This window comes from Streptomyces sp. NPDC006879 (assembly GCF_042869595.1).
In the GTDB taxonomy this organism is placed as follows: Bacteria; Actinomycetota; Actinomycetes; order Streptomycetales; family Streptomycetaceae; genus Streptomyces.
In genome coordinates this window covers 173,154-196,521 of record NZ_JBIAGC010000006.1, presented here as the reverse complement: position 1 = coordinate 196,521, position 23,368 = coordinate 173,154, and the positions used below count along the sequence as shown (strand labels likewise).

At 70.8% G+C, this 23,368-nt stretch carries 22 protein-coding genes; 16 read left to right on the top strand and 6 right to left on the bottom strand.

The window, feature by feature from the left end; translation table 11 throughout:
- The first annotated feature begins 51 nt into the window (after positions 1-51).
- Both ACFYMC_RS07615 and ACFYMC_RS07610 read left to right on the top strand, forming a co-directional pair.
- On the top strand, positions 52-654 hold the full coding sequence (locus tag ACFYMC_RS07615; protein WP_388520304.1) for a helix-turn-helix domain-containing protein: 603 nt from the start codon (positions 52-54) through the stop codon (positions 652-654).
- Between the two features lie 22 nt (positions 655-676).
- Positions 677-1,399, top strand: coding sequence for a helical backbone metal receptor (locus tag ACFYMC_RS07610; RefSeq protein WP_388520301.1), 723 nt, complete (start codon positions 677-679; stop codon positions 1,397-1,399).
- A gap of 62 nt (positions 1,400-1,461) precedes the next feature.
- Here ACFYMC_RS07610 and ACFYMC_RS07605 read toward each other — a convergent pair whose 3' ends face one another.
- On the bottom strand, positions 1,462-2,595 hold the full coding sequence (locus tag ACFYMC_RS07605; protein ID WP_388520298.1) for a TDT family transporter: 1,134 nt from the start codon (positions 2,593-2,595) through the stop codon (positions 1,462-1,464).
- Between the two features lie 70 nt (positions 2,596-2,665).
- Between ACFYMC_RS07605 and ACFYMC_RS07600 the strand changes: the two genes are divergently transcribed.
- A complete protein-coding gene (locus ACFYMC_RS07600; RefSeq protein ID WP_388520295.1) occupies positions 2,666-3,652 on the top strand; it encodes a LysR family transcriptional regulator in 987 nt (328 codons plus the stop codon).
- A gap of 61 nt (positions 3,653-3,713) precedes the next feature.
- Here ACFYMC_RS07600 and ACFYMC_RS07595 read toward each other — a convergent pair whose 3' ends face one another.
- The 3 genes from ACFYMC_RS07595 to ACFYMC_RS07585 form a co-directional block, all read right to left on the bottom strand.
- Complete coding sequence (locus tag ACFYMC_RS07595; protein ID WP_388520292.1) at positions 3,714-4,409, bottom strand: gamma-glutamyl-gamma-aminobutyrate hydrolase family protein; 696 nt, start codon at positions 4,407-4,409, stop codon at positions 3,714-3,716.
- Between the two features lie 40 nt (positions 4,410-4,449).
- On the bottom strand, positions 4,450-5,958 hold the full coding sequence (gene eat / locus ACFYMC_RS07590; protein ID WP_388520289.1) for an ethanolamine permease: 1,509 nt from the start codon (positions 5,956-5,958) through the stop codon (positions 4,450-4,452).
- A gap of 125 nt (positions 5,959-6,083) precedes the next feature.
- Positions 6,084-6,863: a FadR/GntR family transcriptional regulator gene (locus ACFYMC_RS07585; protein WP_388520382.1), complete on the bottom strand. Its 780-nt coding sequence runs from the start codon at positions 6,861-6,863 to the stop codon at positions 6,084-6,086.
- A gap of 81 nt (positions 6,864-6,944) precedes the next feature.
- Between ACFYMC_RS07585 and ACFYMC_RS07580 the strand changes: the two genes are divergently transcribed.
- The 3 genes from ACFYMC_RS07580 to ACFYMC_RS07570 are packed head-to-tail and all read left to right on the top strand — an operon-like array spanning position 6,945 to position 10,519.
- Positions 6,945-8,327, top strand: a complete 1,383-nt coding sequence (locus ACFYMC_RS07580) for a glutamine synthetase family protein (protein ID WP_388520286.1) — start codon at positions 6,945-6,947, stop codon at positions 8,325-8,327.
- Positions 8,328-8,356: 29 nt separating this feature from the next.
- Positions 8,357-9,727, top strand: coding sequence for an aldehyde dehydrogenase family protein (locus tag ACFYMC_RS07575; RefSeq protein WP_388520283.1), 1,371 nt, complete (start codon positions 8,357-8,359; stop codon positions 9,725-9,727).
- Positions 9,728-9,733: 6 nt separating this feature from the next.
- The gene (locus ACFYMC_RS07570) at positions 9,734-10,519 is read left to right on the top strand and encodes a 3-oxoacyl-ACP reductase (protein ID WP_388520279.1); all 786 of its coding nucleotides are present in this window, start codon (positions 9,734-9,736) and stop codon (positions 10,517-10,519) included.
- Between the two features lie 115 nt (positions 10,520-10,634).
- Here ACFYMC_RS07570 and ACFYMC_RS07565 read toward each other — a convergent pair whose 3' ends face one another.
- Complete coding sequence (locus tag ACFYMC_RS07565; RefSeq protein WP_388520276.1) at positions 10,635-11,837, bottom strand: amino acid deaminase/aldolase; 1,203 nt, start codon at positions 11,835-11,837, stop codon at positions 10,635-10,637.
- 293 nt (positions 11,838-12,130) lie between these two features.
- On the opposite strand from ACFYMC_RS07565, the gene ACFYMC_RS07560 reads away from it, so the two are divergent.
- The 3 genes from ACFYMC_RS07560 to ACFYMC_RS07550 are packed head-to-tail and all read left to right on the top strand — an operon-like array spanning position 12,131 to position 14,945.
- The gene (locus ACFYMC_RS07560) at positions 12,131-12,970 is read left to right on the top strand and encodes a hypothetical protein (RefSeq protein WP_388520274.1); all 840 of its coding nucleotides are present in this window, start codon (positions 12,131-12,133) and stop codon (positions 12,968-12,970) included.
- Positions 12,967-14,214: a type VII secretion-associated serine protease mycosin gene (mycP, locus tag ACFYMC_RS07555; protein ID WP_388520271.1), complete on the top strand. Its 1,248-nt coding sequence runs from the start codon at positions 12,967-12,969 to the stop codon at positions 14,212-14,214. Before ACFYMC_RS07560 ends, mycP begins: the two co-directional genes overlap by 4 nt.
- A gap of 2 nt (positions 14,215-14,216) precedes the next feature.
- Positions 14,217-14,945 (top strand): SseB family protein, encoded by a 729-nt coding sequence (locus tag ACFYMC_RS07550; RefSeq protein WP_388520268.1) that lies wholly within the window; start codon positions 14,217-14,219, stop codon positions 14,943-14,945.
- Between the two features lie 65 nt (positions 14,946-15,010).
- Here the strand turns inward: ACFYMC_RS07550 and ACFYMC_RS07545 are convergent, their stop codons facing one another.
- Positions 15,011-15,388, bottom strand: a complete 378-nt coding sequence (locus tag ACFYMC_RS07545) for a DUF1844 domain-containing protein (protein WP_388520265.1) — start codon at positions 15,386-15,388, stop codon at positions 15,011-15,013.
- A 353-nt stretch (positions 15,389-15,741) separates the two neighbouring features.
- On the opposite strand from ACFYMC_RS07545, the gene infC reads away from it, so the two are divergent.
- The 7 genes from infC to pheT all read left to right on the top strand — a co-directional run bounded on the left by infC (position 15,742) and on the right by pheT (position 23,284).
- The gene (gene infC / locus ACFYMC_RS07540; protein ID WP_388520262.1) at positions 15,742-16,428 is read left to right on the top strand and encodes a translation initiation factor IF-3; all 687 of its coding nucleotides are present in this window, start codon (positions 15,742-15,744) and stop codon (positions 16,426-16,428) included.
- A 101-nt stretch (positions 16,429-16,529) separates the two neighbouring features.
- Positions 16,530-16,724, top strand: coding sequence for a 50S ribosomal protein L35 (gene rpmI / locus ACFYMC_RS07535; protein WP_267245769.1), 195 nt, complete (start codon positions 16,530-16,532; stop codon positions 16,722-16,724).
- Between the two features lie 102 nt (positions 16,725-16,826).
- A complete protein-coding gene (gene rplT, locus ACFYMC_RS07530; protein WP_125652405.1) occupies positions 16,827-17,213 on the top strand; it encodes a 50S ribosomal protein L20 in 387 nt (128 codons plus the stop codon).
- Between the two features lie 135 nt (positions 17,214-17,348).
- Positions 17,349-18,209 (top strand): TrmH family RNA methyltransferase, encoded by an 861-nt coding sequence (locus ACFYMC_RS07525; protein WP_388520256.1) that lies wholly within the window; start codon positions 17,349-17,351, stop codon positions 18,207-18,209.
- Between the two features lie 57 nt (positions 18,210-18,266).
- On the top strand, positions 18,267-19,478 hold the full coding sequence (locus ACFYMC_RS07520) for an ATP-binding protein (protein ID WP_388520254.1): 1,212 nt from the start codon (positions 18,267-18,269) through the stop codon (positions 19,476-19,478).
- 150 nt (positions 19,479-19,628) lie between these two features.
- On the top strand, positions 19,629-20,756 hold the full coding sequence (gene pheS / locus ACFYMC_RS07515; protein WP_388520251.1) for a phenylalanine--tRNA ligase subunit alpha: 1,128 nt from the start codon (positions 19,629-19,631) through the stop codon (positions 20,754-20,756).
- Positions 20,756-23,284: a phenylalanine--tRNA ligase subunit beta gene (gene pheT, locus ACFYMC_RS07510; protein WP_388520248.1), complete on the top strand. Its 2,529-nt coding sequence runs from the start codon at positions 20,756-20,758 to the stop codon at positions 23,282-23,284. Before pheS ends, pheT begins: the two co-directional genes overlap by 1 nt.
- The last annotated feature ends 84 nt before the right edge of the window (positions 23,285-23,368 follow it).

The window sequence follows — 23,368 nt, the reverse complement described above, 5'->3', positions numbered from 1 at the left end:
CTCTCAGGCACACTGTGGTGCTCACAGGACTAGGGGAGGGCAGCCCCGGCCATGGAACTCGACGGTCACGCCCGGGAGAAGGACAAGGACAAGGAGGCCAGGGAACCGCTCCGGGTGGGGGCGGCCGTACGCCGTCGCCGCCGGGCGATGAAGTTCACCCTGGCTGCCGTCGCCGCGCGCAGTGGCTTGTCGGTGCCGTTCCTCAGCCAGATAGAGAACGAGCGCGCCCGTCCCAGCATACGGTCCCTGGAGCGGGTGGCCGACGCCCTGGAGACCACCGCCGTCGAGCTGTTGGCCGCGTCGGACTCCACGCGTACCGTCGACCTGGTCCGGGCCGGCGACTCCTCGGGACTGGAGCCGACCGCCGGCGTCCGACCTCTGGTGCGCGGACACCACCAACTGCACGCCCTGGAGTTCTCCGGCGAGCAGGACACCGGTCGTGAGTACCGGCACCGCAACGACGAGCTGCTCTACGTCGTCGAGGGCGCCTGCCAGGTCGAGGCGGAGGGGTGCGCGTACCGGCTGGAGCGCGGCGATTCGCTCTTCCTGTCCGGGGGCGTGCGCCACCGTTGGCGAGCGGCCACCGAGGCCACCAGGATCTTGGTGGTGGCGGTCGGGGACCACATCGACGCGCTGTCGGACGAGCGCCGGTGACACGGCAGCGGGGATGGTCGACATGAGGGTGGTCTCCTTGGTGCCTTCGCTGACCGAGGCGGTCGCGGCGAGCGCTCCTGAGCTTCTCGTCGGTGCCACCGACTGGTGCAGCCACCCGGCCGACCTGGATGTGCGGCGCGTCGGAGGCACCAAGAACCCCGACGTCGCAGCGATCTTGGAGCTCGCACCCGATCTGGTGATCGCCAACGAGGAGGAGAACCGTGCCCCCGACCTGGCGGCCCTGACCTCGGCCGGGTTGAGGGTGCAGGTCACCGAGGTCCGCACGCTGACGCAGGCCCTCTCGGAACTCGAACGGGTCCTGGTGGGAGGGTGCGGGCTTCAACGACCGGGCTGGCTGGACGTGGCGCGGTCCGCCTGGTCGCAGCTGAGCGATGGGCCGGAGCTGGCCGCGGTCGTCCCCATCTGGCGCCGCCCCTGGATGGTGCTGGGGCGGGACACCTTCGCCGGGGACCTGCTGGCCCGCCTGGGTGTGCGGAACATCTACGCGGCGCACCCCGAGCGCTACCCGCGGGTGGCGCTCGAAGAGCTTCGCGCCGCTGCCTGCGATCTCGTCGTCCTCCCCGACGAGCCGTACCGGTTCACCGCCACCGACGGGCCCGAGGCCTTTGGAGGCACTCCGGCCGCGCTGGTCAGCGGCCGACACCTGACGTGGTACGGGCCTTCGCTGGTGGCGGCGCCACAGGTATTGGCGGCGACGCTGCGGTCGGGTGCGGCGAGAGCCTGACCGGTCCCGCGGCAAGGGGCGCCGGCGTTGTGGCACCGTTCGGGTGCGGGCGGTTCGGTGTTTCAGGCGGCTTTTCGCGGGGCGGCCAGGAGCTCTCCGCTGCGGAGCCCGCCCAAGGTGTGGCATGCAGCCGTCGCCCAGGCCATGGTGAGCACCAGGAAGAGTGCGGCGGCCAGCCACTGGAAGGCGGTCAGGCCGGTGTGCCCGGCCAGCGCACCTGCGGCGGTCACGCAGGTGCCGACCGGGAAGGTGAAGGCCCACCAGGTCATGGCGAAGCCCATGCCGGCCCGCGCGGCGCAGGCGGTCAAAGCTCCGGCCAGCGCCAACCAGAGCAGGGCGAATCCGAGCACGGGGACTCCGTAGACCACGCCGAAGGCCTCCAGACTCCCGGCGTGCGGCTGGGGTAGGCCGGCTTCCGCGGCAAGGCCGCCGAGCGCGTTCACAGCGGTCACCGACTGTCCCAACGGCCCCAGGACGAGTAGCAGCGAGGGGGTGAGGACGGGTGGCAAGGGGCCTTCCGAAAGTAGCCGGAAGAAGATCATCGGTAGCATCACCGCAGTGGCCAGCACACTCATGCCGAACAGCGCATAGCAGGCGAACAGCATGCCCAGCCGCGCCTGCCCGGTGGGTAGATGCGGAATCAGCAGGGGCCCGAGGGCCGCCGAGACCATGGGGGCGACCACGGGGAGCAGCCAGACCGGCGAAGCCGCGGACATCCGGATCGTATGACGGGTGATCATCAGGTAGGGCACTGCCGCGGCCACGAACAGCGCCACCGTCGTCCCCGCTGTGAACAGGACAGCGTCCACCGCCACGGCCGCAGTCGTGCCGATGAGATCCCTACCGGCGAGCAGCGCGCCGCCGCCGACCGCCAGCAGGGCCATCGCCAGGCATCCGTAGAACGGCGCCACGGTCGGATCCAGCAGGTGCGCCCGGGCTTGGTCCCGGTGGTGGAGCCAGTGCCCGGCACGGGCCACCAGCAAGACGGCGAGTGCGACCGCGGACAGGGCCCACACGGTGGTGCTCAGCTCCCGCAACCCCGGCGGCTGGTACGGCAGCGTGGCGCCAGCGTTGGCCACCATCGCGGTCCCCATGATCGAGGCGTACCAGTTGGGGCCGAGATGACGCAGGGCCGGGAGCCGTGGGGTGGTGGCGGGTGCGGTCCGTGCGACGCGAGAGGGGGCGAAGGTGGTCATGACCACAGCCTCCGTCCGTATCGCGGACCCCGGTAGGGACTCGACCCCTATCAGGTCATAAAGTGATGTTATGGGTAGTGGAGCAAGGCGCGGCAGTGAAGGTACGGGCGGGACGGCCCCGGCGCACGGCGGAACGGGTGAAGGCACCTCCTTGCCGCTGGCCCACCGGGTGCCCGACCTCGGCGCCCTGGAACTGCTCCTGGCCGTCGCCCGCCTCGGCAGCCTCGGCGCCGCGGCTCGTGCTCTCGGGATCACCCAGCCCGCCGCCAGCAGTCGGATCAGGGCCATGGAAACCCGCCTGGGGGTGGCGCTGGTGGACCGCAGCCCGCGGGGGTCCACCCTCACCGAACAGGGGGCCCTGGTCACCGACTGGGCAAGCCGGGTCGTGGAGGCCGCGGAGGCTTTCGACGCGGGCGCCCAAGCCCTGCGCACCCGCCGGGACTCACGCCTGCGGGTGGCCGCGAGCATGACCATCGCCGAGTACCTGATGCCGGGCTGGTTGATCGCCCTGCGTGCCCAACGCCCGGGCACGGCGGTGTCGCTGTCGGCTGGCAATTCGACGTCCGTAGCGGCCCGACTGCTGGCCCACGAGGCCGACCTCGGTTTCGTCGAAGGCGTGTCGGCCCCCGATGGCCTGGACTCCGTGGTGATCGCCCAGGACCGGCTCCTGGTGCTCGTGGACCCGGGGCACCGTTGGGCCCGGCGCCATCAACCGGTGGCCGCCGCGGAGCTCGCCGCCACGCCCCTCGTCCTGCGCGAACGAGGCTCCGGCACCCGGCAGGTGCTCGACGCCGCACTCGCCCCACACGGCGGGCTCGCCACGCCCTTGCTTGAGCTCGCCTCGACCACGGCCGTGAAGGCGGCTGCCGTCAGCGGCGCCGGCCCGTGCGTGCTCAGCGAACTCGCCGTGGGCGAGGAACTCGCATCCCGGCGGCTCGTCGCCGTGCCGGTTGCCGATGCCGGTCTTGGCCGCTCGCTGCGTGCCGTCTGGCACCTGGGCACGCGTCCGACCGGCCCGGCCCGTGACCTGCTCTCGCTGACCGCCGCGAACGCCTGACGCGGGCCTTGCCGGCGGTGGGGGCGCCGGCGACTCGACGAAGCTGACGGGCCCGGCGGACTCAGGGGCGCTTCTTGCCCGCCGCGGCAGCGGCGACCAGGGCCGCCATGACCCGGGTGTCGTCGTCCTGCTCCGGATGCCACTGGACGCCCAGGACGAAGTGCTCGCCGGGGAGTTCCACGGCCTCCGCGGTTCCGTCCTCGGCCAGGGCGGAGACCAGCAGCCCCCGGCCCAGCCGGTCGACCGCCTGGTGGTGATAGGTCGGGACGTCCTCGGACTCCGGCGCGATCCGCCCGTACCGGGTGCCCGGCACCGGCTTGACCGGATGGGTACCCACTACTCCGGGGCCCTGGACGTGGCCGTCCAGGTGCTGGACCAGGTCTCCGCCCAGTACGACGTTGAGCATCTGCATGCCCCGGCAGATCCCCAGGAGCGGGGTGCCGCCGACGAGTGCCGCCTCGATCAGTGCCGCCTCCCAGGCGTCCCGCTCGGGGGCGGCCGGGCCGGTGCGCGGATCACGCGGCGCGCCGTACCGGCTCGGATCCACATCAGCCCCGCCCGCGATGACCAGGCCGTCGACCACCGCCACCAGCGCCGCGGCTTCCTCGGGTGCGTCCGGTGGCAGTAGTACGGCCCGGCCGCCGGCCGCCGCCACCAGTCGCAGGTAGGCGGCCGGCAACAGCGCGGCCGGCATGTTCCACACCCCCCAGGAGGCGGTGTCGAGATAGGTGCTGATGCCGATGAGCGGCTTGGACACGGTTGGTTCTCCTGGGGGTGCGGATGCCGGGACGGGGCGGTCAGTTGCGCCCTTGTTCCTGGGGTGCCTCGGGTGCGCGGACGAGTTCGGCCTCGGCTGCGGCCAGGGCCGCGAACTCCTCCTCGGGGGCGGAGGCCACCAGGTGGTGACGGCTGTAGAAGGCGAAGTAGGCGAGGGCGGCGGCGTACACGCCCAGGGCGATCAAGGCGGCGTCCTTGTCCACCAGGAAGGTGGCCACCAGCGCCGACAGGGCCAGCAGGAAGGCCGTCGACGAGGTGAGGACGCCCCCGGGGGTGCGGTACGGCCGGGCGAGGTCCGGCTCGCGCCGTCTGAGCACGATATGCGAGAGGGCCATCAGGGCGTAGGAGATCGTCGCGCCGAAGACGGCGATGTTCAGCATCCTGGCCCCGTCGCCGGTGGCGGCTGCCAGTCCGAAGCCGATCGCGCCCGGGATCAGCAGGCCCAGATAGGGCGCCTTGCGTCTGCTGGTCAGGGACAGGAACCGTGGCAGGTACCCGGCCCGGGACAGGGCGAAGAGCTGGCGGGAGCCGGCGTAGATGAGGGAGAAGAAGGAGGCCACGAGTCCGGCCAGACCCGCGTAGTTGACGAAGCGGCTCAAAGCGGTGGGGCCGCCGTCCCCTTCCAGGGCCACCACCAGCGGATTGCCCGCGTCCTTGATGGCGCCGGCGCCCTGCGCCCCTGTTGCGGCGAAGAAGGTGATCAGCGCGAGGACGGTGAGGATGCCCATGGCGGTGGCCAGGGCCCGGGGCATGGAGCGGACCGGGTCCTTCGCTTCTTCGGCGGCCAGTGGTACTCCTTCGACGCCCAGGAAGAACCACATGCCGAAGGGGAAGGCGGCCCAGATCCCCAAGAGCCCGAACGGCAGCCAGGAGTTGGAGCCCAGGGCCTCGGGGTCTGCCGGGATGTCGTTGAGCCCGTCCGCGCTGAACTCCGTGAGGGCCCCGAAGGCGAAGATCAGGAGCGCCGCTACGGCGATGGCGGTCACGATGAGGCTGAAGCGCAGGGCCTCGCCCACGCCCCAGAGGTGGATCCCGATGAAGACGGCGAAGCAGGCCAGGTAGACGGGCCAGCTGGAGGTGAGTCCGAACAGCCCAAGGGACTCCACGTAGTCACCGATGAAGATGACGATCGCGGCGGGGGCGAGGATGTACTCGATGAGGATCGCCGTTCCGGTCAGGAAGCCGCCCCAGGTGCCGAGGGCGCGGCGGGCGAATCCGTAGCCGCCGCCCGCGGTGGGCAGGATGGCGGAGAGTTCGGCGAGGGAGAAGACCAGCGCCGCGTACATCGCCCCCATCAGCAGCATGGCGATGGCAAGCCCGCCGAAGCCGCCTTCGGCGAGGCCGATGTTCCAGCCGGAGAAGTCACCGGAGACGACGTAGGCGACGCCGAGTCCGGTGAGGAGGAGCCAGCCGGCGCTGCCGCGACGCAGTGTTCGGCGTTCGAGATAGGCGTCTTCGGGTGAGCTCGGACCGAGGTCCGGTCCAGGCGGGGCGGGGGAGGTGGTGCGAGCGTCGAGGTCGTCGGCCATGGACGGCTCCTGCGTCGGGGCACTGGCGTGCACGCAATGGTGTGGCTGCATACCTTTGCGGCCGGGGAGGGGGTTGCGCAAGGCCTGCGTTGTTACGTCTTGTTAAGCAGCTCCCTAGGCTCGGCTCAGGTCAGGAACCCGCGCAGCAGTGCCGCCGTGCCGCAGCAGTGCTCCCGCATGACCTCGCGGGCCGCGTCCGCGTCCTGCTCCAGGACTGCCTCCACCAGCGCGGTGTGCTGCTGCTGGGAGTGCTCCAGGTTGCGCACCAGGAGGGGGATGCAGTCCAGCAACTCGTTGACCACGGCCCGATTCGCCGCGTACTGCGCCATGAGGGTCGCGGACCCGGACAGCTCGGCGAGGGTGAGGTGCAGCAGGGTGTCGAGGCGCCGGTACTCCGCCAGCGGGGCGTCGTGGGTGGCGGCGAGGGCGGCGCGCAACCGGTCGGCCTGCTCCCCGCTCAGCCCGTGCTGGGCGCACAGCCCTGCGGCACCGGTCTCCAGGACCTCGCGGAAGCGCAGCACGTCCTCGATGTCCACGGCCGCGACCCGGCGCCGCAGCTCTCGGCCGACGCCGGTGGCGGGAGTGTTCGGGCGGGGCAGGACGAAGGTTCCGCCGTAACGGCCGCGACGGCTCTCCACCAGCCCCTGCTCCTGTAGGACCTTGAGTACCTCGCGCAGCGTCACGCGACTGATGCCCATGCGTTCGGCCAGCTCCCGCTCGGCGGGTAGCCGCTCGCCGCCGGCCACCAACCCGAGTCGGAGCACTTGCAGGACCTGCTCCAGCGCTTCCTCGAAGCCGTTGCCCGCGCGGACCGGGCGCAGCACGGGGGTGAGCTGGTCGGCGAGGCCGGCTCCGGCGGCCGGGTCCGTCACCTCGTCGGCTACGTCTGTGGTCTCTTCGTGCATCACGTCGCCGTTTCCCCTTCCCAATTAATGGTTGTCTCCCATACCTTATGGCTCATCGGCTGACCGAAGGAGGAATTCCACGTGGCAGACCGCACCGCCCCGCTCGGGATCGAGGAGCTGCGCTCCCTGGTCGCGAGCGGTGAGATCGATACCGTGGTCCTGGCCTTTCCCGACATGCAGGGACGGCTGCAGGGCAAGCGGTTCGCCGCACGCTTCTTCCTGGACGACGTACTGAACCACGGCACCGAGGGTTGCAACTACCTCTTGGCCGTGGACACCGACATGAACACCGTCGACGGCTACGAGATGTCCTCCTGGGAGAGCGGCTACGGCGACTTCGCCATGCACCCCGACCTGGAGACCCTGCGCAGGGTGCCGTGGAACGAGGGAACCGCCATGGTGATGGCCGACCTCGCCTGGCATGACGGCACGCCCGTCGTGGCCGCACCCCGGCAGATCCTGCGCCGACAGCTGGAACGGCTCGCCGAGCTCGGCTACACCGCTCAGGTCGGCACGGAGCTTGAGTTCATCGTCTTCAAGGACACCTACGAGCAGGCCTGGAGCTCCGGCTACCGTGACCTGACGCCGGCCAACCAGTACAACATCGACTACTCCGTGCTCGGCACCGGCAGGATCGAGCCGCTTCTGCGCCGCATCCGTAACGAGATGGGAGCCGCCGGGCTGACGGTGGAGTCGGCCAAGGGGGAGTGCAACCTCGGCCAGCACGAGATCGCCTTCCGCTACGACGAGGCCCTGGTGACCTGTGACCAGCACTCCGTCTACAAGACGGGGGCGAAGGAGATCGCGGCTCAAGAAGGCATGTCGCTGACCTTCATGGCCAAGTTCAACGAGCGGGAAGGCAATTCCTGTCACATCCATCTCTCGCTGGCCGAAGCCGACGGGCGCAATGTGATGGCGGCGGCGGGCCCCGGCGATGGCAGCATCACCGGTGACATGTCGCCGGTGATGAAGCACTTCCTTGCCGGGCAACTCGCCGCGCTGCGCGACTTCTCCCTGCTCTACGCGCCGAACATCAACTCCTACAAGCGCTTCCGGCCGGGCTCCTTCGCCCCCACCGCCGTCGCATGGGGCAAGGACAACCGCACCTGCGCGCTGCGGATCGTCGGTCACGGGCGCTCCATGCGCTTCGAGAACCGACTCCCCGGCGGTGACGTCAACCCCTATCTCGCCGTCGCCGGCCTGGTGGCCGCAGGCCTGTACGGGATCGAGAACCGCCTCGAACTGCCCGAGCCGTGCCCCGGCAACGCCTATGCCGGTGACTACGCCCACGTCCCCACCACCTTGCACGAGGCCGCGGAGCTCTGGGAGAACAGCCCCATCGCCAAGGCCGCCTTCGGGCCGGAAGTGGTCGCGCACTACCGCAACATGGCTCGCGTGGAACTCGACGCCTACGACTCGGCGGTGACCGACTGGGAACTACGCCGCTCCTTCGAACGCCTGTGAGGCACCCCTTGTCCTTCGAACCACCACCCGTGCCCCACCCCACCGCACACCGGGTGCTCAATCCGGCCACCGGCGAAGTCCTCGACACCGTCCCGGCCACCACCCCCGCCGAGGTCGGCGCGGCCGTCGAACGTGCTGCTGCCGCGGCCCGCGGCTGGGCCGCCACCGCGCCCGCTGACCGGGCGCGGTTGCTGCGACGTTTCGCCGTCATCGTCGACGGGCACCTTGAGGAACTCGCGCGATTGGAGGTGCGCGAGGCCGGCCACACCATCGGCAACGCCCGCTGGGAGGCGGGCAACGCCCGCGATCTCCTGGATTTCGCGGCTGGCGGAGTCGAGCGGCTGTCCGGCCAGCAGATCCCGGTGTCGGGCGGGCTGAACGTGACCCTGCTCGAACCCCTCGGCGTGGTCGGAGTCATTGCGCCGTGGAACTTCCCGATGCCGATCGCCGCCTGGGCCGTCGCGCCCGCGCTGGCCGCGGGCAACGCCGTCATCCTCAAACCTGCCGAGACCACGCCGCTCACCGCCTTGAGGCTGGCCGAACTGGCCTTGGCCGCCGGGCTGCCCGAGCACCTCTTCCAGGTCCTGCCCGGCGCCGGGGCGGTGACCGGCAACGCGCTGGTCGAGCACCCGGGTGTAGCCAAGATCGTTTTTACTGGCTCCACTCGGGTGGGCAAGCAGATCATGGCCAGCTGTGCCGAGCGGGTAAAACGGGTCACCCTCGAACTGGGCGGTAAGAGTCCCAATGTGGTCTTCGCCGACGCGGACGTCGAGGCAGCCGCGGCTGCGGCTCCGATGTCCTTCCTGGACAACGCCGGCCAGGACTGTTGCGCCCGCACCCGGATCCTGGTGCAACAGTCCGTCTACGACCGGTTCCTCGACCTGCTCGCGCCGGCCCTGAAGTCCGTGGTCGTGGGCGATCCCGCGGATGAGAAGACCCAGATGGGGCCGCTGATCTCGGCTGTGCAACGGGACCGGGTGCGGTCCTATGTCACCGATGACCTTGCGGTGATTCGAGGTACAGCGCCCGAAGGGCCCGGCTTCTGGTACCCGCCAACCGTTGTCACCGAGGTTGACCCGGCCGCACCGATCGCGGTCGAGGAGGTATTCGGGCCTGTCGCCGTCGTCCTGCCCTTCGAGGACGAGGAGGACGCCGTACGCCTGGCCAACGCCACCGAGTACGGACTGTCCGGATCGATCTGGACCCGTGACGTCAGCCGCGCCATCCGCGTCTCGCGCGCCGTGGCCGCAGGCAACCTCTCTGTCAACTCCCACAGCAGCGTGCGGTACTGGACCCCCTTCGGCGGTTACAAGCAGTCCGGCCTGGGCCGGGAACTGGGCCCGGACGCACTGACCGCCTTCACCGAAACCAAGAACGTCTTCATCAGCACGGAGGCCTGAACACCCATGACCACCGAAGAGATCATCTGCCGCCGTCTGGTCGGCCGTACCGCCGTCATCACCGGCGCCGGCAGCGGCATCGGCCTGGCAACCGCCCGACGCCTGGCCTCCGAAGGCGCGCACGTCGTCTGTGCGGACATCGACGAAAGCGCGGGCAAGGCCGCTGCCGACGCCGTCGGCGGCATCTTCGTCAAGGTCGACGTCACCGACCCCGAGGAGGTGGAAGCCCTCTTCAAGACCGCCTACGACACCTACGGCTCGGTCGACATCGCCTTCAACAACGCGGGCATCTCCCCACCGGACGACGACTCGATCCTCACCACCGGCCTGGACGCCTGGAAGCGCGTCCAGGACGTCAACCTGACCTCCGTCTACCTGTGTTGCAAGGCGGCCCTGCCCTACATGCAGCGCCAGGGGCGCGGTTCCATCATCAACACCGCCTCCTTCGTGGCCATCATGGGTGCGGCCACGTCCCAGATCTCCTACACCGCGTCCAAGGGCGGCGTCCTCGCCATGTCCCGGGAGCTCGGCGTGCAGTTCGCCCGCGAGGGCATCCGTGTCAACGCCCTGTGCCCAGGGCCGGTCAACACGCCGCTGCTCCAGGAGCTGTTCGCCAAGGACCCCGAGCGGGCGGCGCGTCGCCTCGTCCACATCCCCCTCGGGCGGTTCGCCGAGGCCGAGGAGATCGCAGCGGCCGTGGCCTTCCTCGCCAGCGACGACTCCTCGTTCATCAACGCCACCGACTTCCTCGTGGACGGTGGCATCTCGGGAGCGTACGTCACCCCGCTCTAGCCCGCCGACCTCCTTGGGGTCGCCGCGCGCCGTCGCCGGGCGACCCCCGGGAGCCGCCCGTTGGAACCGGACACCGGGCGGGCACCACCGATCCAAGTGGGCGCCGGGCCGTCGCTCACAGGAAGGTGAGGCCCTCGCCCCGGTAGGTGGGGGCGACGGCCACCACCTCATCCTCCTCGATCAGGTGCAGCGACTCGAACCGCTCGCACAGCTCGCCCGCCTTGGCATGCCGGAACCAGACGCGGTCACCGATCAGCAGGTCATCGGCGGCTGCCCCCAACAGCGGGGTCTGCACCTCCCCGGCCCCTTCCTGTGGGTCGTAGCGCAGCCCCTGGGGCAGGTACGGCTCCGGGAGTCGATCGGCTCCCTGAGCTCCGGACGCGGGGTAGCCCCCGCCCAACACGGTCACCACCGCGACGCCCGGTCGGCGCACCACGGGCAGGGCGAACAGCGCAGCCGGGCGGCCCCGGAAGGAGGAGTAGTTGTCGAAGAGCCGCGGTACGTAGAGCCCTGAGCCGGCAGCGACCTCGGTCACCGCCTCCTCAGCGGCGGTGTACTGGACGCTGCCCGTCCCGCCCCCGTTGACGAACTCCAAGTCGCCCACCACTGACCGTACGGCAGCCACGCCGGCAGCCCGCCGGGCGGCGATCTCCTTGCGGGCCGCGCCCTGCATCAGACGGATGGCCCGGGAGCGCAGCGGCCGACCGGCCAACGCGTCCCCGACCCCGGCCACATGGCCTTCGTAGGCCATCAGTCCGACCAGCCGGAAGCCGGGGCGGGCCAGCACCGCACGCGCCAGGTCCGCGAGTTGGACGGGCTCCCGCAGGGGAGAGCGTCGCGCCCCGATGCGCACCCTCCCACCCAGCAGGTGCAGGGAGGTGTCGAGTTCGAGGCAGACGCGGATTTCCTCGCCACCGCCGTCGCGGGCGTGATCGATCAAGTCGAGCTGGGCGGGGTCATCGACCATGACGGTCACGGCTGCCGCGAGCTTCGGGTCGGCCGCCAACTCGGCGTAGCCGATGCGGTCCACCGAGGGGTAGGCCAGCAGAACGTCGTCGAAACCGGAGCGGGCCAGCCACAGCGACTCGGCGAGCGTGTACGACATGACGCCCGCGAAGCCGTCCCGGGCCAGGACCCGCTCCAGCAGAGCACGGCACCGAACCGACTTGCTGGCCACCCGGATCGGCTTGCCGGCCGCCCGGCGCACCAGGTCCTCGGCGTTCGCGTCGAAGGCATCCAGGTCCACGGCGGCGAACGGGGCGTCGAGGTGCTCGGTGGCCCGGTCGTAACGGGCCCGATCGGCGGCGGGGGACGTCATGTCCCGCAGCTTGCCAGACCCGATCACCGCCGGGTAGGGGAACGTTCAGGTCGGATCACGAAAGGGGCCGCCTGATTCCGAGGCGGGTGGAGGCGCCACGTAGAGTGGCGCGGAAACAGATGGCCGCGCCCCCGGCTCGGCGAGGCGCGCAGAACCGGACAGGGGGGCGACCGCGGATGACGGCGGAGCCACAAGGCCCCAGCGGCCCGCAGACGGCGGATGCCGTTCGGTCGGGTCCGGTCGTTTGCAGCGACCCGGCACCTCTCCTGAGCTCCGACGCCAGCGCGCAGCCGGTGCCCGTGCTCCCGGCCCCGCGCTATGCGGGAGGTGACGTATCACCCGGTACCACCACACCTGACGTGGTACGTCTGCCCGGGTCCGGAAGCCACCGGAGGCGAGTCGCCGCTGCGGCCAGCGCCGCGCTCGGACTCCTCCTCCTCGGCGTCGCCGTGGGCGGTGGCCTGTTCTCCGGCGATCCACAAGCGCCGGCCGAGGACGTGGCATACACGCGGGCAGCCGCCCACTGGCACAGTGCCCCCGTGGACGCCCTCTTCCCGCCCACCCTCAACGGCGACGGAGCGGGCCCCGGCGGCGCGGACCGGACCTGGACCCGGGTGGCCGTCGCCCCGGACGGCCCCTGCACGGACGTACAGGGCGATCCGGTGCTCGCCCTCCTCGAACCCGTGGGCTGCGCCCGGCTGCTCCGCGCCACCTACACCGACGCCACCCGCAGCAGTCTGATCACCGCCGGCCTGCTCTTCACCGAGGCGGACCCCGCCGGAATGGTCGCCATGCGTTCGCGCTTCCACAAGGAGAAGCTCCTCGGTCGCATGGACCTCATACCCTCGCCGTACGGGCCCCAAGGTACTTCGGCGGAAGGTTTCGGCCGTGCCCAGGCAGCCAGCTGGACCGTCAGTGTGCTGACCGACGCGCCCGTGGTCGTGTACGCCGTGTCCGGATTCGCCGACGGCCGTGAAGTCACCAAACCCCGGCCCGCGGCGTCCGCCATGACCCCCGGAGCCAGCAGCCCCGCCTCCCAGTCGGGCATGGGCTACGAGGCCAAGGGCGTCGCCGATCGGGTGGAGCGCACCTTGCGCCGTACCGTCACAGCTCAGACGGAGACCACCGGATGACCCCCCGTTTCGCAGCCTCCTCGCCCACCCGGCGCGCTCTGAGCTCCCGAGCAGTACGGCGGACCACGGCGCTGCTGCTCGCCACGAGCCTCGCAGCCCTCGGTACCACTCCGGCCGCCGCCGCGGGGCGCCCGGACCGCCAGTGGCCGCTGGACCTCGTGCACGCCGACCGGGCCTGGGCCACCACCAAGGGCGCCGGTGTGACCGTCGCGGTCCTCGACACCGGGGTCGACGGCACTCACCCGGACCTCACCGGTCGTGTCCTGCCCGGCCGTGACCTGGTCGGCTTCGGCGCCCGGGAGGGCCAGAAGGCCTGGGCCGTCCACGGCACCGCCATGGCGGGCATCATCGCCGGTCGTGGCCATGGAGCCCGGCGCGCCAAGGGAGTCCTTGGCGTCGCCCCGCGGGCCAAGGTCCTACCGGTTCGGGTCATCCTGGAGGAACGCGACAAGCTGCGCCGCAAGGCCAGGGAAACCAGGGGCGCTGCTCTGGCGGAGGGCATCCGCTGGGCAGCCGACAACGGCGCGGACGTCATCAACCTCTCCCTCGGTGACGACAGCCGCAGTGCCCACGCCGAGCGCTCCGAAGACGAGGCCATCCAGTACGCCCTCGGCAAGGGCGTGGTCGTGGTCGCCTCCGCCGGAAACGGTGGTCGGGGCAGCAACCGCACCTCCTACCCCGCGGCCTACCCGGGAGTGATCTCCGCCGCCGCCGTCAACAAGCGGGGCGTCAAGGCGTCGTTCTCCACGAGCAGTTGGTACGCCACCGTGGCCGCGCCCGGCGTGGACGTACTGATCGCGCACCCGGACCGCACGTACTACAAGGGCTGGGGCACCAGTGCCGCCGCCGCCTTCGTCTCCGGGGTGGTGGCCCTGGTCCGCTCCGCCCATCCCGACCTCAGCCCCGCCCAGATCAAGCAGCTACTGATGGACACGGCCCGCAACAGGCCTCCCGGCGGCCGTGACGATTCCCGCGGCTACGGCCTGGTCGATGCCGCGGCGGCCCTGCGTGCCGCGGACCGCCTGCGGGCCGAGCCGGCCGTTCCGGTGGCCGCGCGCTACGCCAAGACGTACTTCGGGCCGGGGCCGGACCAACCGCGTGCGCGATCAGGAGGGTTCGCCGAGCTGACCCCTTTCGCTGCCGGAGCGGGAGGCCTGTTCCTGGTGGTTGCCGCCTTGCTGTGGCGGGGCTCGGGCACGACCCGTTGGTCGGACCCGCCCACCGCCCCGGCTAGAGTCGGGTAACTGTGGCGCAGAAGAACATTCCCGACCCCGGTTTCTCCGATGACGACGGCTCCGCCGATCCGGCTCTGACGGCGGCTCTTGCCGCGTGGTCACTGGACCGGGCAGCCGAACCGCAGGTCCTGGCGGCCCTCGCCGCCTCCAGGCTCCTGGTGCCGGTCGTCGCCGTCCTCGGCGAGGTCGAGGAGGGCCCCGACGGCTTGCGCCGGGAGAAGACCTCCGACATGGCCGTACCCACCCTTCAGGCCGGTGGCCGGCGGGCGCTGCCCGCCTTCACCTCGACCGAGTCGCTGGCCCGCTGGGACCCGCAGGCCCGCCCCGTCGCGGTCCCGCTTCACCAAGCGCTTCAAGCGGTCGCGCACGAGAAGGCGGACACGCTGCTGCTGGACCTGGCCGGTCCGGTCGCCTACGAGCTGACCGGGGTCGCGCTGCGCGCTCTGGCCGAGGGGCGTACCAGCACGGACCCGCTCGCCGATCCGGCGGTCGTCGAGGCGGTTCGCCGGGTGGTGGCGGCGGAGCCGGGCGTGGCCCGTGCCTACCTGGGGCGTGGTGGGGCGGACGGGACGGTGGCGATCGTCGTGGGGGAGGCGGCCGACGCTGCTGCGACGGCCCGCCGGGTGGCGCAGGAGCTGGCCGCCGATGAGGCGCTGCGCGCCCGGTTGGTCCACGGCTTGGACCTGGCGGTGCTCGGACCGCAGGCCTCGCCGGACGTGGAGCCGTTGTTCATCCGTTGATCCCTGCACCGACCGAGTGGCGGGGCAGGGATCAGCGGGCACCGTTGCCCGCCCGGGCCGTGGGATCAGCCGAAGACGGGCCCAGTGAACTGCTCACCGGGGCCCTTGCCGGGCTCGTCCGGCACCAGTGAGGCCTCGCGGAAGGCGAGCTGGAGCGACTTCAGGCCGTCTCGTAGCGGAGCCGCGTGGAAGGAGCTGATCTCGGTGGCGCTGGCGGTCACCAGACCGGCCAGCGCGGTGATCAGCTTGCGCGCCTCGTCGAGGTCCTTGTGCTGGGAGTCCGGTTTGTCCAGGCCGAGGTTGACGGCGGCTGCGCTCAGCAGGTGCACCGCCACCGTGGTGATCACCTCGACTGCCGGGACCTCCGCGATATCGCGGGTGAGCTCGTCGTAGTCGGGGGTCGGGCCGGCCTGGGGGTCGGTGGAGGGCATCGCGTCAGTCATGTCCCACACGATAAGCCGGGCGGCGGGAAGCGGACGACGCGCCTTCTGGTTAGCGCCTGCGCCGCCGCCCTGCTAACCTTGTGTGACGACCGGCTGGACGCGCATGTGTCCGGCCCACAAGTGGAGGCTCCGTACTCCCACCTGACCGCCTTCCGGGGCGGCAGGTCACCGGTCACGCGGCATCCATCGTTCCGTACGGACGATGGAAAGCCGCTGATACGCGCCCCGCGGTCACGCGGCGGTGCTCCGGTAATTCTTGGAGCTTCCGCCTGTGTACCGTCCGGGGCGTTTTTGTCGTTCCGGCGCGGTTGGTCTAACGAAAACAGACGTCCGCGGCTGCCTGCCAGGCAGTCGTGTGGTGCTACCGAGGAGGATCCATCAGCGCCGAGCCCCGCATCAACGACCGGATTCGCGTTCCCGAGGTGCGACTTGTCGGTCCCAGCGGCGAGCAGGTCGGGATTGTTCCGCTTGCCAAGGCCCTGGAGCTTGCGCAGGAGTACGACCTCGACTTGGTCGAGGTGGCGGCGAATGCCCGCCCGCCGGTCTGCAAGCTCATGGACTACGGCAAGTTCAAGTACGAGTCGGCCATGAAGGCCCGTGAGGCGCGCAAGAACCAGGCGCACACGGTCATCAAGGAGATGAAGCTCCGGCCGAAGATCGACCCGCACGACTACGACACCAAGAAGGGTCACGTCGTTCGGTTCCTCAAGCAGGGCGACAAGGTCAAGATCACGATCATGTTCCGTGGTCGCGAGCAGTCCCGGCCGGAACTCGGCTACCGACTGCTGCAGCGTCTGGCGGAGGACGTCCAGGACCTCGGTTTCGTCGAGTCGAACCCGAAGCAGGACGGCCGAAACATGATCATGGTTCTCGGTCCGCACAAGAAGAAGACCGAGGCGATGGCCGAAGCCCGTGAGGCCCAGGCCGCTCGCAAGGCCGAGCGCCAGGGCCAGACCGGTACGGACGAGATCGGTGAGGGAGCTCCCGCTGAGGGGGCCCACGCCGAGGACGTTCCTGCTGAGGGCAACGCCGAGGCCTGATCCCGGAGCATCCTGCCCCGGGTCAACGACACGATTGACGCTCCCGTAAGCCGGTCCGACCGGGCCGGTGGGAGCGCCACTGACGAGGAGATAACGGCGCGATGCCGAAGAACAAGACGCACAGCGGTGCCAAGAAGCGCTTCAAGATCACCGGCTCCGGCAAGGTGCTCCGCGAGCGTGCCGGCAAGCGCCACCTGCTTGAGCACAAGTCGTCCAAGCTGACCCGCCGCCTGACCGGCACCGCCGAGATGGCCCCGGGCGACGCCGCGAAGATCAAGAAGCTTCTCGGCAAGTGACGTGCCCCGCTCCCGTACCGGGAGCGGGACGTCGAGACCGGGAACCCAATCGATTTCGGGCCGTGTGAGGACAACCACGGCCCCGCTACAAGGAGTTAACAAGTGGCACGCGTCAAGCGGGCAGTCAACGCCCACAAGAAGCGCCGGGCGATCCTCGAGGCGGCCTCCGGCTACCGCGGTCAGCGTTCGCGCCTGTACCGCAAGGCCAAGGAGCAGGTCACCCACTCGCTGGTCTACAACTACAACGACCGCAAGAAGCGCAAGGGCGACTTCCGTCAGCTGTGGATCCAGCGCATCAACGCCGCTGCCCGCCAGAACGGCATGACGTACAACCGCCTCATCCAGGGTCTGAAGGCCGCCAACATCGAGGTGGACCGCAAGATCCTCGCCGAGCTGGCCGTCAACGACGCCAACGCGTTCGCCGCCCTCGTCGAGGTCGCTCAGAAGGCCCTCCCGGCCGACGTGAACGCCCCGAAGGCCGCCGCCTGATCAGGCCGGCGCCTTCCGCCGGGGCGCCCGGTCTCCGGACGCACACACGGCACCAGACCGGACCCGCAGGCCCCGCGCCTGCGGGTCCGGCGCGTTGAACGACCCCCTGCACGTACGGAAGTGAGCCGCCGCACCATGTCCAGCCCCGCCGAGCTGATCTCCCCGCGCTCCCCGCGGGTGGCCGCCGCCAGGCGACTCGCCCGGCGCAACTTCCGCACCAAGGAGCGCCGTTTCATCGCCGAGGGCCCGCAGGCCGTCCGGGAGGCGGTCGACCACCGGGGCCCCGAGGGTCACCCCACGCTGCTCGAACTCTTCGTCACCGTCGAGGCCGCCGAACGCTACGCGGAGATCGTCCAAGCGGCGCGCACCACGGGCGCCCGGGTCCACCTCGCCTCCGACGAAGTCCTGGCCGAGGTCTCCCAGACCGTGACCCCACAGGGCCTGGTCGGCGTGTGTGCCTTCCTCGACTCGCCGTTCGACCAGATCCTGGCTGGCCGCCCTCGGTTGGTCGCCGTGCTCGCCCACGTCCGCGACCCCGGTAACGCCGGTACCGTGCTGCGCTGCGCCGATGCCGCCGGAGCCGATGCCGTCGTGCTGACCGACGCCTCCGTGGACCTGTACAACCCCAAGTCGGTTCGGGCTTCGGTGGGCTCGCTGTTCCACCTGCCCGTCGCGGTGGGCGTGCCGGTGGCGCAGGCCGTGGCAGGGCTGCGGGGCGCCGGTGTACGCATCCTCGCCGCGGACGGAGCGGGTACTGAGGACCTCGACGCGGAGCTGGACGCGGGCAGCATGAAGGTGCCCTCGGCGTGGATCTTCGGCAACGAGGCCTGGGGGCTGCCCGAGGAGACCCGGGCGCTGGCCGATGCCGTCGTGCGCGTTCCCATCCACGGAAAAGCGGAAAGCCTGAACCTCGCCACGGCAGCCGCGGTGTGCCTCTACGCTTCCGCGCGTGCACAGCGGGCTGTCGGAGGGTGCCGCTCTGTGACCCCCAGCTAGTAATGTGACGCTCTCGGGGGCCCACTGCGCTACTCGGAGATGTGGGGTTACGGGGAGATGACCGTCGGGACGAACAGCTCGCCGCAGGCGCACCGGCCCGTGCCGCCCGCCGTCCAGACACCGATGGCTCCGTCCGACCGGTACGGCGCCGGAGGTGACGCCCCGCGGTCGGCCGGCCTCGACCCCGACGATCTGCCCGATGGTCTGGTGATCGCCGATCACGCCGGGCGGGTGGTGTGCTTCAACGCCGCCGCGGCCCGCATCACCGCGGTCGATCCCGCAGCCGCCCTCGGTGTCACCATCGACCGCGCCCTGCCGCTGGAGGACCTCGAAGGCCGCCGTTGGTGGTCGGTCACCGATCCCTACGGCGGACTGCACACCCGGCGGGGACAGCCCGAACGGAACTTGCTGCTCCCCGGTGGGCGGGAGGTGCTCGTCGCGGCCCGGTACGTGCGGGAGAGCCCCGGCGGCCCGCTGTGTCGGCTCGTGGTCAGCCTGCGGGGCACCGAGGCCCGCCGTCGCACCGAGCGCAGCCATGCCGAGCTGATCGCCACCGTCGCGCACGAGCTGCGGTCCCCGTTGACCTCGGTCAAGGGTTTCACAGCGACCCTGTTGGCGAAGTGGGAGAGGTTCACCGACGACCAGAAGCGTCTGATGCTGGAGACCGTGGACGCCGACGCCAATCGGGTCACCCGTCTGATCGCTGAACTGCTGGACATCTCCAGGATCGACTCCGGGCGGCTGGAGCTGCGTCGCCAGCCCGTCGACGTACCGGCCGCGATCGCGCGGCACATCCAGGGCATGGTCGCGAACGGCCAGGAGCCGGAGCGCTTCTCGGTGAAGATCGTGCACCCCCTTCCCGATCTGTGGGCCGACCCCGACAAGGTCGACCAGGTCCTCGGCAACCTGCTGGAAAACGCCGTGCGGCACGGCGCGGGAACGGTCACCATCGAGGTGGCGGAAGCACCCGTCAAGACGGACCCCCCGGCCGAGGGCCGGGGCGGTGTCAGGGCCGATTCCGCGCGACCGGAGAGGGGGACAGCCGTGACCGTCACCGACGAGGGGCCCGGTATCCCCGAGGAGTCGATGGGGCGGGTCTTCACCCGGTTCTGGCGCGGCAGCAAACGGGGTGGCACCGGCCTCGGCCTCTACATCGTCAAGGGCATCGTCGAGGCGCACGGCGGCACCATCACGGTGGGCAGAGCCCCCGGTGGTGGCGCGCAATTCCGCTTTACCCTGCCTGTCGGCGCCCCGGCCTACCTCTCGTAACGCTGCACGAGCGGTCTCGCCGGGTGGCCCACGGGCTCCTTCACCCCCCGCGGCCCTTAGACTCGTCCTTTGGCACCTTTGTGTCCCCTTGAGGAGCGAGTCCGGGTCGAGCGGGGACCTCCAGCCAGCCCATCGGAAGTACGGGAAGAGATGTCGGCACCGAACAAGTCGTACGACCCTGTTGAGGTCGAGGCACTGAAACCGGAAGAGATCGAGCGCATGCGGGACGAGGCGCTCGCCGCCTTCGCCACCGCCGGTGACCTCGACGCACTCCGCGAGGCGAAGACCGCGCACATGGGCGACCGTGCCCCCTTGGCGCTCGCCAACCGCGAGATCGGCGCACTGCCGCCGCAGGCCAAGGCGGAGGCGGGAAAGCGCGTCGGTCAGGCTCGTGGCGCGGTGAACAAGGCCTTCGCGGCCCGCCTCGTGGAGCTTGAGGCGGAGCGGGACGAGCGGGTACTCGTCGAGGAGGCGGTGGACGTCACGCTGCCCTACGACCGAGTCCCGGCGGGCGCCCGACACCCGCTGACCACGCTGATGGAGCGCATCGCGGACGTCTTCACGGCGATGGGCTACGAGGTTGCCGAGGGCCCCGAGGTCGAGGCCGAGTGGTTCAACTTCGACGCCCTGAACTTCACACCGGACCATCCGGCCCGCCAGATGCAGGACACCTTCTTCGTCCAGGGGCCCAAGGGCGTCGAGGGTGACGAGTCCGGTGTCGTGCTGCGCACCCACACCTCGCCGGTGCAGGCGCGTTCCCTGCTCGATCGTGAGCCACCGGTCTACGTCGTGTGCCCGGGGCGCGTCTACCGCACCGACGAGCTCGACGCCACGCACACGCCGGTCTTCCACCAGATCGAGCTGCTTGCCGTGGACGAGGGGCTGACCATGGCGGACCTGAAGGGCACCCTCGACCACATGGTCCAGGCGCTCTTCGGGCCGGACATGACCACTCGGCTGCGGCCGAACTTCTTCCCGTTCACCGAGCCGTCCGCCGAGATGGACATGCAGTGCTACGTCTGCCGCGGTGAGTCCGTCGGGAACCCGGATCGGGCCTGTCGGACCTGCTCAAGCGAGGGGTGGATCGAGCTCGGCGGCTGCGGGATGGTCAACCCCAAGGTGCTGATCGCCTGCGGTGTGGACCCGGACAAGTACAGCGGGTTCGCCTTCGGGTTCGGCATCGAGCGGATGCTGATGTTCCGCCACAACGTGGAAGACATGCGAGACATGGTCGAGGGTGACGTCCGGTTCACCCGGCCGTTCGGGATGGAGATCTGATGCGGGTCCCGCTTTCTTGGCTGCGGGAGTACGTCGACCTGCCTGCGGGCGAAACTGGTCGTGACGTGCAGGCCAAGCTCATTGACGCCGGCCTTGAGGTCGAGCGGGTCGAGCAGCTCGGCGCCGGGCTCAAAGGGCCCCTGGTCGTCGGCCAGGTGCTGACGATCGAGGAGTTGGAGGGCTTCCGCAAGCCGATCCGCTTCTGCACGGTCGACGTCGGCCAAGCCGGCGGCACGGGTGAGCCCCAGGAGATCGTCTGTGGTGCCCGGAACTTCACCGTCGGCGACAAGGTCGTCGTGGTGCTGCCCGGAGCCGTGCTGCCCGGGGACTTCGCGATCGCCTCGCGCAAGACCTACGGCAGGACCTCGCACGGCATGATCTGTTCCGGCGACGAGCTGGGGATGGGCGATGACGGAACCGGCGGCATCATCGTGCTGCCGCCGGAGTACGAGGTCGGCACGGACGCGATCGAGCTCCTGGAGCTGGTGGACGAGGTCCTGGACATCGCAGTCACCCCCGACCGCGGGTACTGCCTGTCCATGCGCGGTGTCGCGCGTGAGACCGCAACGGCATATGGTCTGCCGCTGCGTGACCCCGCACTCCTGGACGTACCTCCGCCCAACTCCTACGGCTACCCCGTCCAGGTGGCCGACATGGCCGGCTGTGACCGCTTCACCGCACGCACGGTCACCGGACTCGACCCCGAGGCGCACTCGCCGATCTGGCTCAGGCGCCGGCTACAGAAGGCCGGTATGCGGCCGATCTCGCTGGCCGTCGACATCACCAACTACGTGATGCTCGAACTGGGTCAACCGCTGCACGCCTACGACCGCTCCCGTGTGGACGGCCCCATCGGTGTCCGCCGCGCCGAACAGGGCGAGAAGTTCACCACCCTCGACGGGGTCAAGCGAGTCCTGGACGCCGAGGACCTGGTGATCACCGACAGCCGCGGTCCGATCGGCCTGGCCGGGGTCATGGGCGGGGCGAACACCGAGATCGCCGACGCCGTCCCGGACCCGGAGACCGGACAGGTCCAGGGCACCACCGAGGTCGTGATCGAGGCCGCGCACTTCGACCCGATCGCGATCTCCCGCTCCGCCCGTCGCCACAAGCTGTCCTCGGAGGCCTCCAAGCGCTTCGAGCGTGGTGTCGACCCGCAGGCAGCCGCCGCGGCGGCCCAGCGCACGGTCGATCTGCTCGTGCTGCTCGCCGGCGGGACCGCCGAGGCGGGCGTGACCGAGCTGACCGCTCCGGCGGCCCCGCGGACCATCGCCATGCGGACGGACCACCCGGACCGCGTCGCGGGGGTGGCCTACGGTCGTGAGACGGTCGTCCGCCGCCTCCAGGAGGTGGGCTGCGACGTCTACGGTCAGGACGAGCTCGTCATCACCGTTCCGTCGTGGCGCCCCGACCTGTGCGAGCCCAATGACCTGGCGGAAGAAGTCATTCGGCTGGAAGGCTACGCGAACCTGCCCTCCACCCTTCCGCAGCCTCCGTCCGGCCGCGGCCTGACGGAGCGTCAGCGTCTGCACCGCAGGGTCGGGCGGGCACTGGCCGCGACGGGCTATGTCGAAGCGCTCAGCTACCCGTTCCTCGGCGAGCAGGTCTTCGACCAGCTCCAGCTGCCCGCCCAGGACGCCGCCCGCCGCGTGGTCCGGCTGGTCAACCCGCTGTCGGACGAGGAGCCGGCGCTGCGGACCACGCTGCTGCCCAACCTCCTCCAGGCCCTGCGGCGCAACGACAGCCGGGGCAGCCACGACCTCGCGCTCTTCGAGACCGGTCTCGTCTTCCTGGCGGGCGATCAGCCAGGAGCGGCCGTCCGCCTGCCGGTCGACCGCCGTCCCACCGCCGAGGAGATCGCCACACTGGACGCCGCGCTGCCCGCGCAGCCGCGGCATGCCGCGGTGGTCCTGGCCGGCGCCCGAGAGCAGGCCGGATGGTGGGGTGCGCAACGCCCTGGCTCCTGGGCGGACGCCATTGAGTCGGCACGTGTCCTCGCCCGTGAGGCGGGAGCCGAACTCGTCGTGCGACAGGGGCAGTACGGCCCCTGGCACCCCGGTCGCTGTGCCGAGCTGGTGGTCCACGTCGAGGGCGTGGAGGAGGTCATCGGTCACGCCGGCGAGTTGCATCCGCGCGTGGTGAAGGCGCTGCACCTGCCCGCTCGTACCTGCGCGATGGAGCTGGACCTCGACCGCCTCCAGGCGGCCGGCGGCGAGCCCGTGCAGGCACCTCGGATCTCCGCCTTCCCGGTGGCTACCCAGGACGTGGCGCTCGTGGTGGACGCTGCTGTCCCGGCCTCTGAGGTCGAGGCGGTCTTGCGCGAGGGCGCAGGGGAACTGCTCGAATCCCTGCGGCTGTTCGACGTCTTCACCGGTGAGCAGATCGGCGCGGGGAAGAAGTCGCTGGCTTATGCGCTGCGCTTCCGGGCCGCGGATCGCACGCTGACGGTCGAGGAGGCCACGGCCGCGCGGGACGCGGCGGTGGCGCTGGCCGCCGAGCGGACCGGGGCGGTGCTGCGCGGGGCGTGATCCCGAAGCGTACGAGTCTCTGAGGGGCGCACCCGGGTAACGGGTGCGCCCCTCACTCGTTCGAGTGAGAACTCACGGTCACAC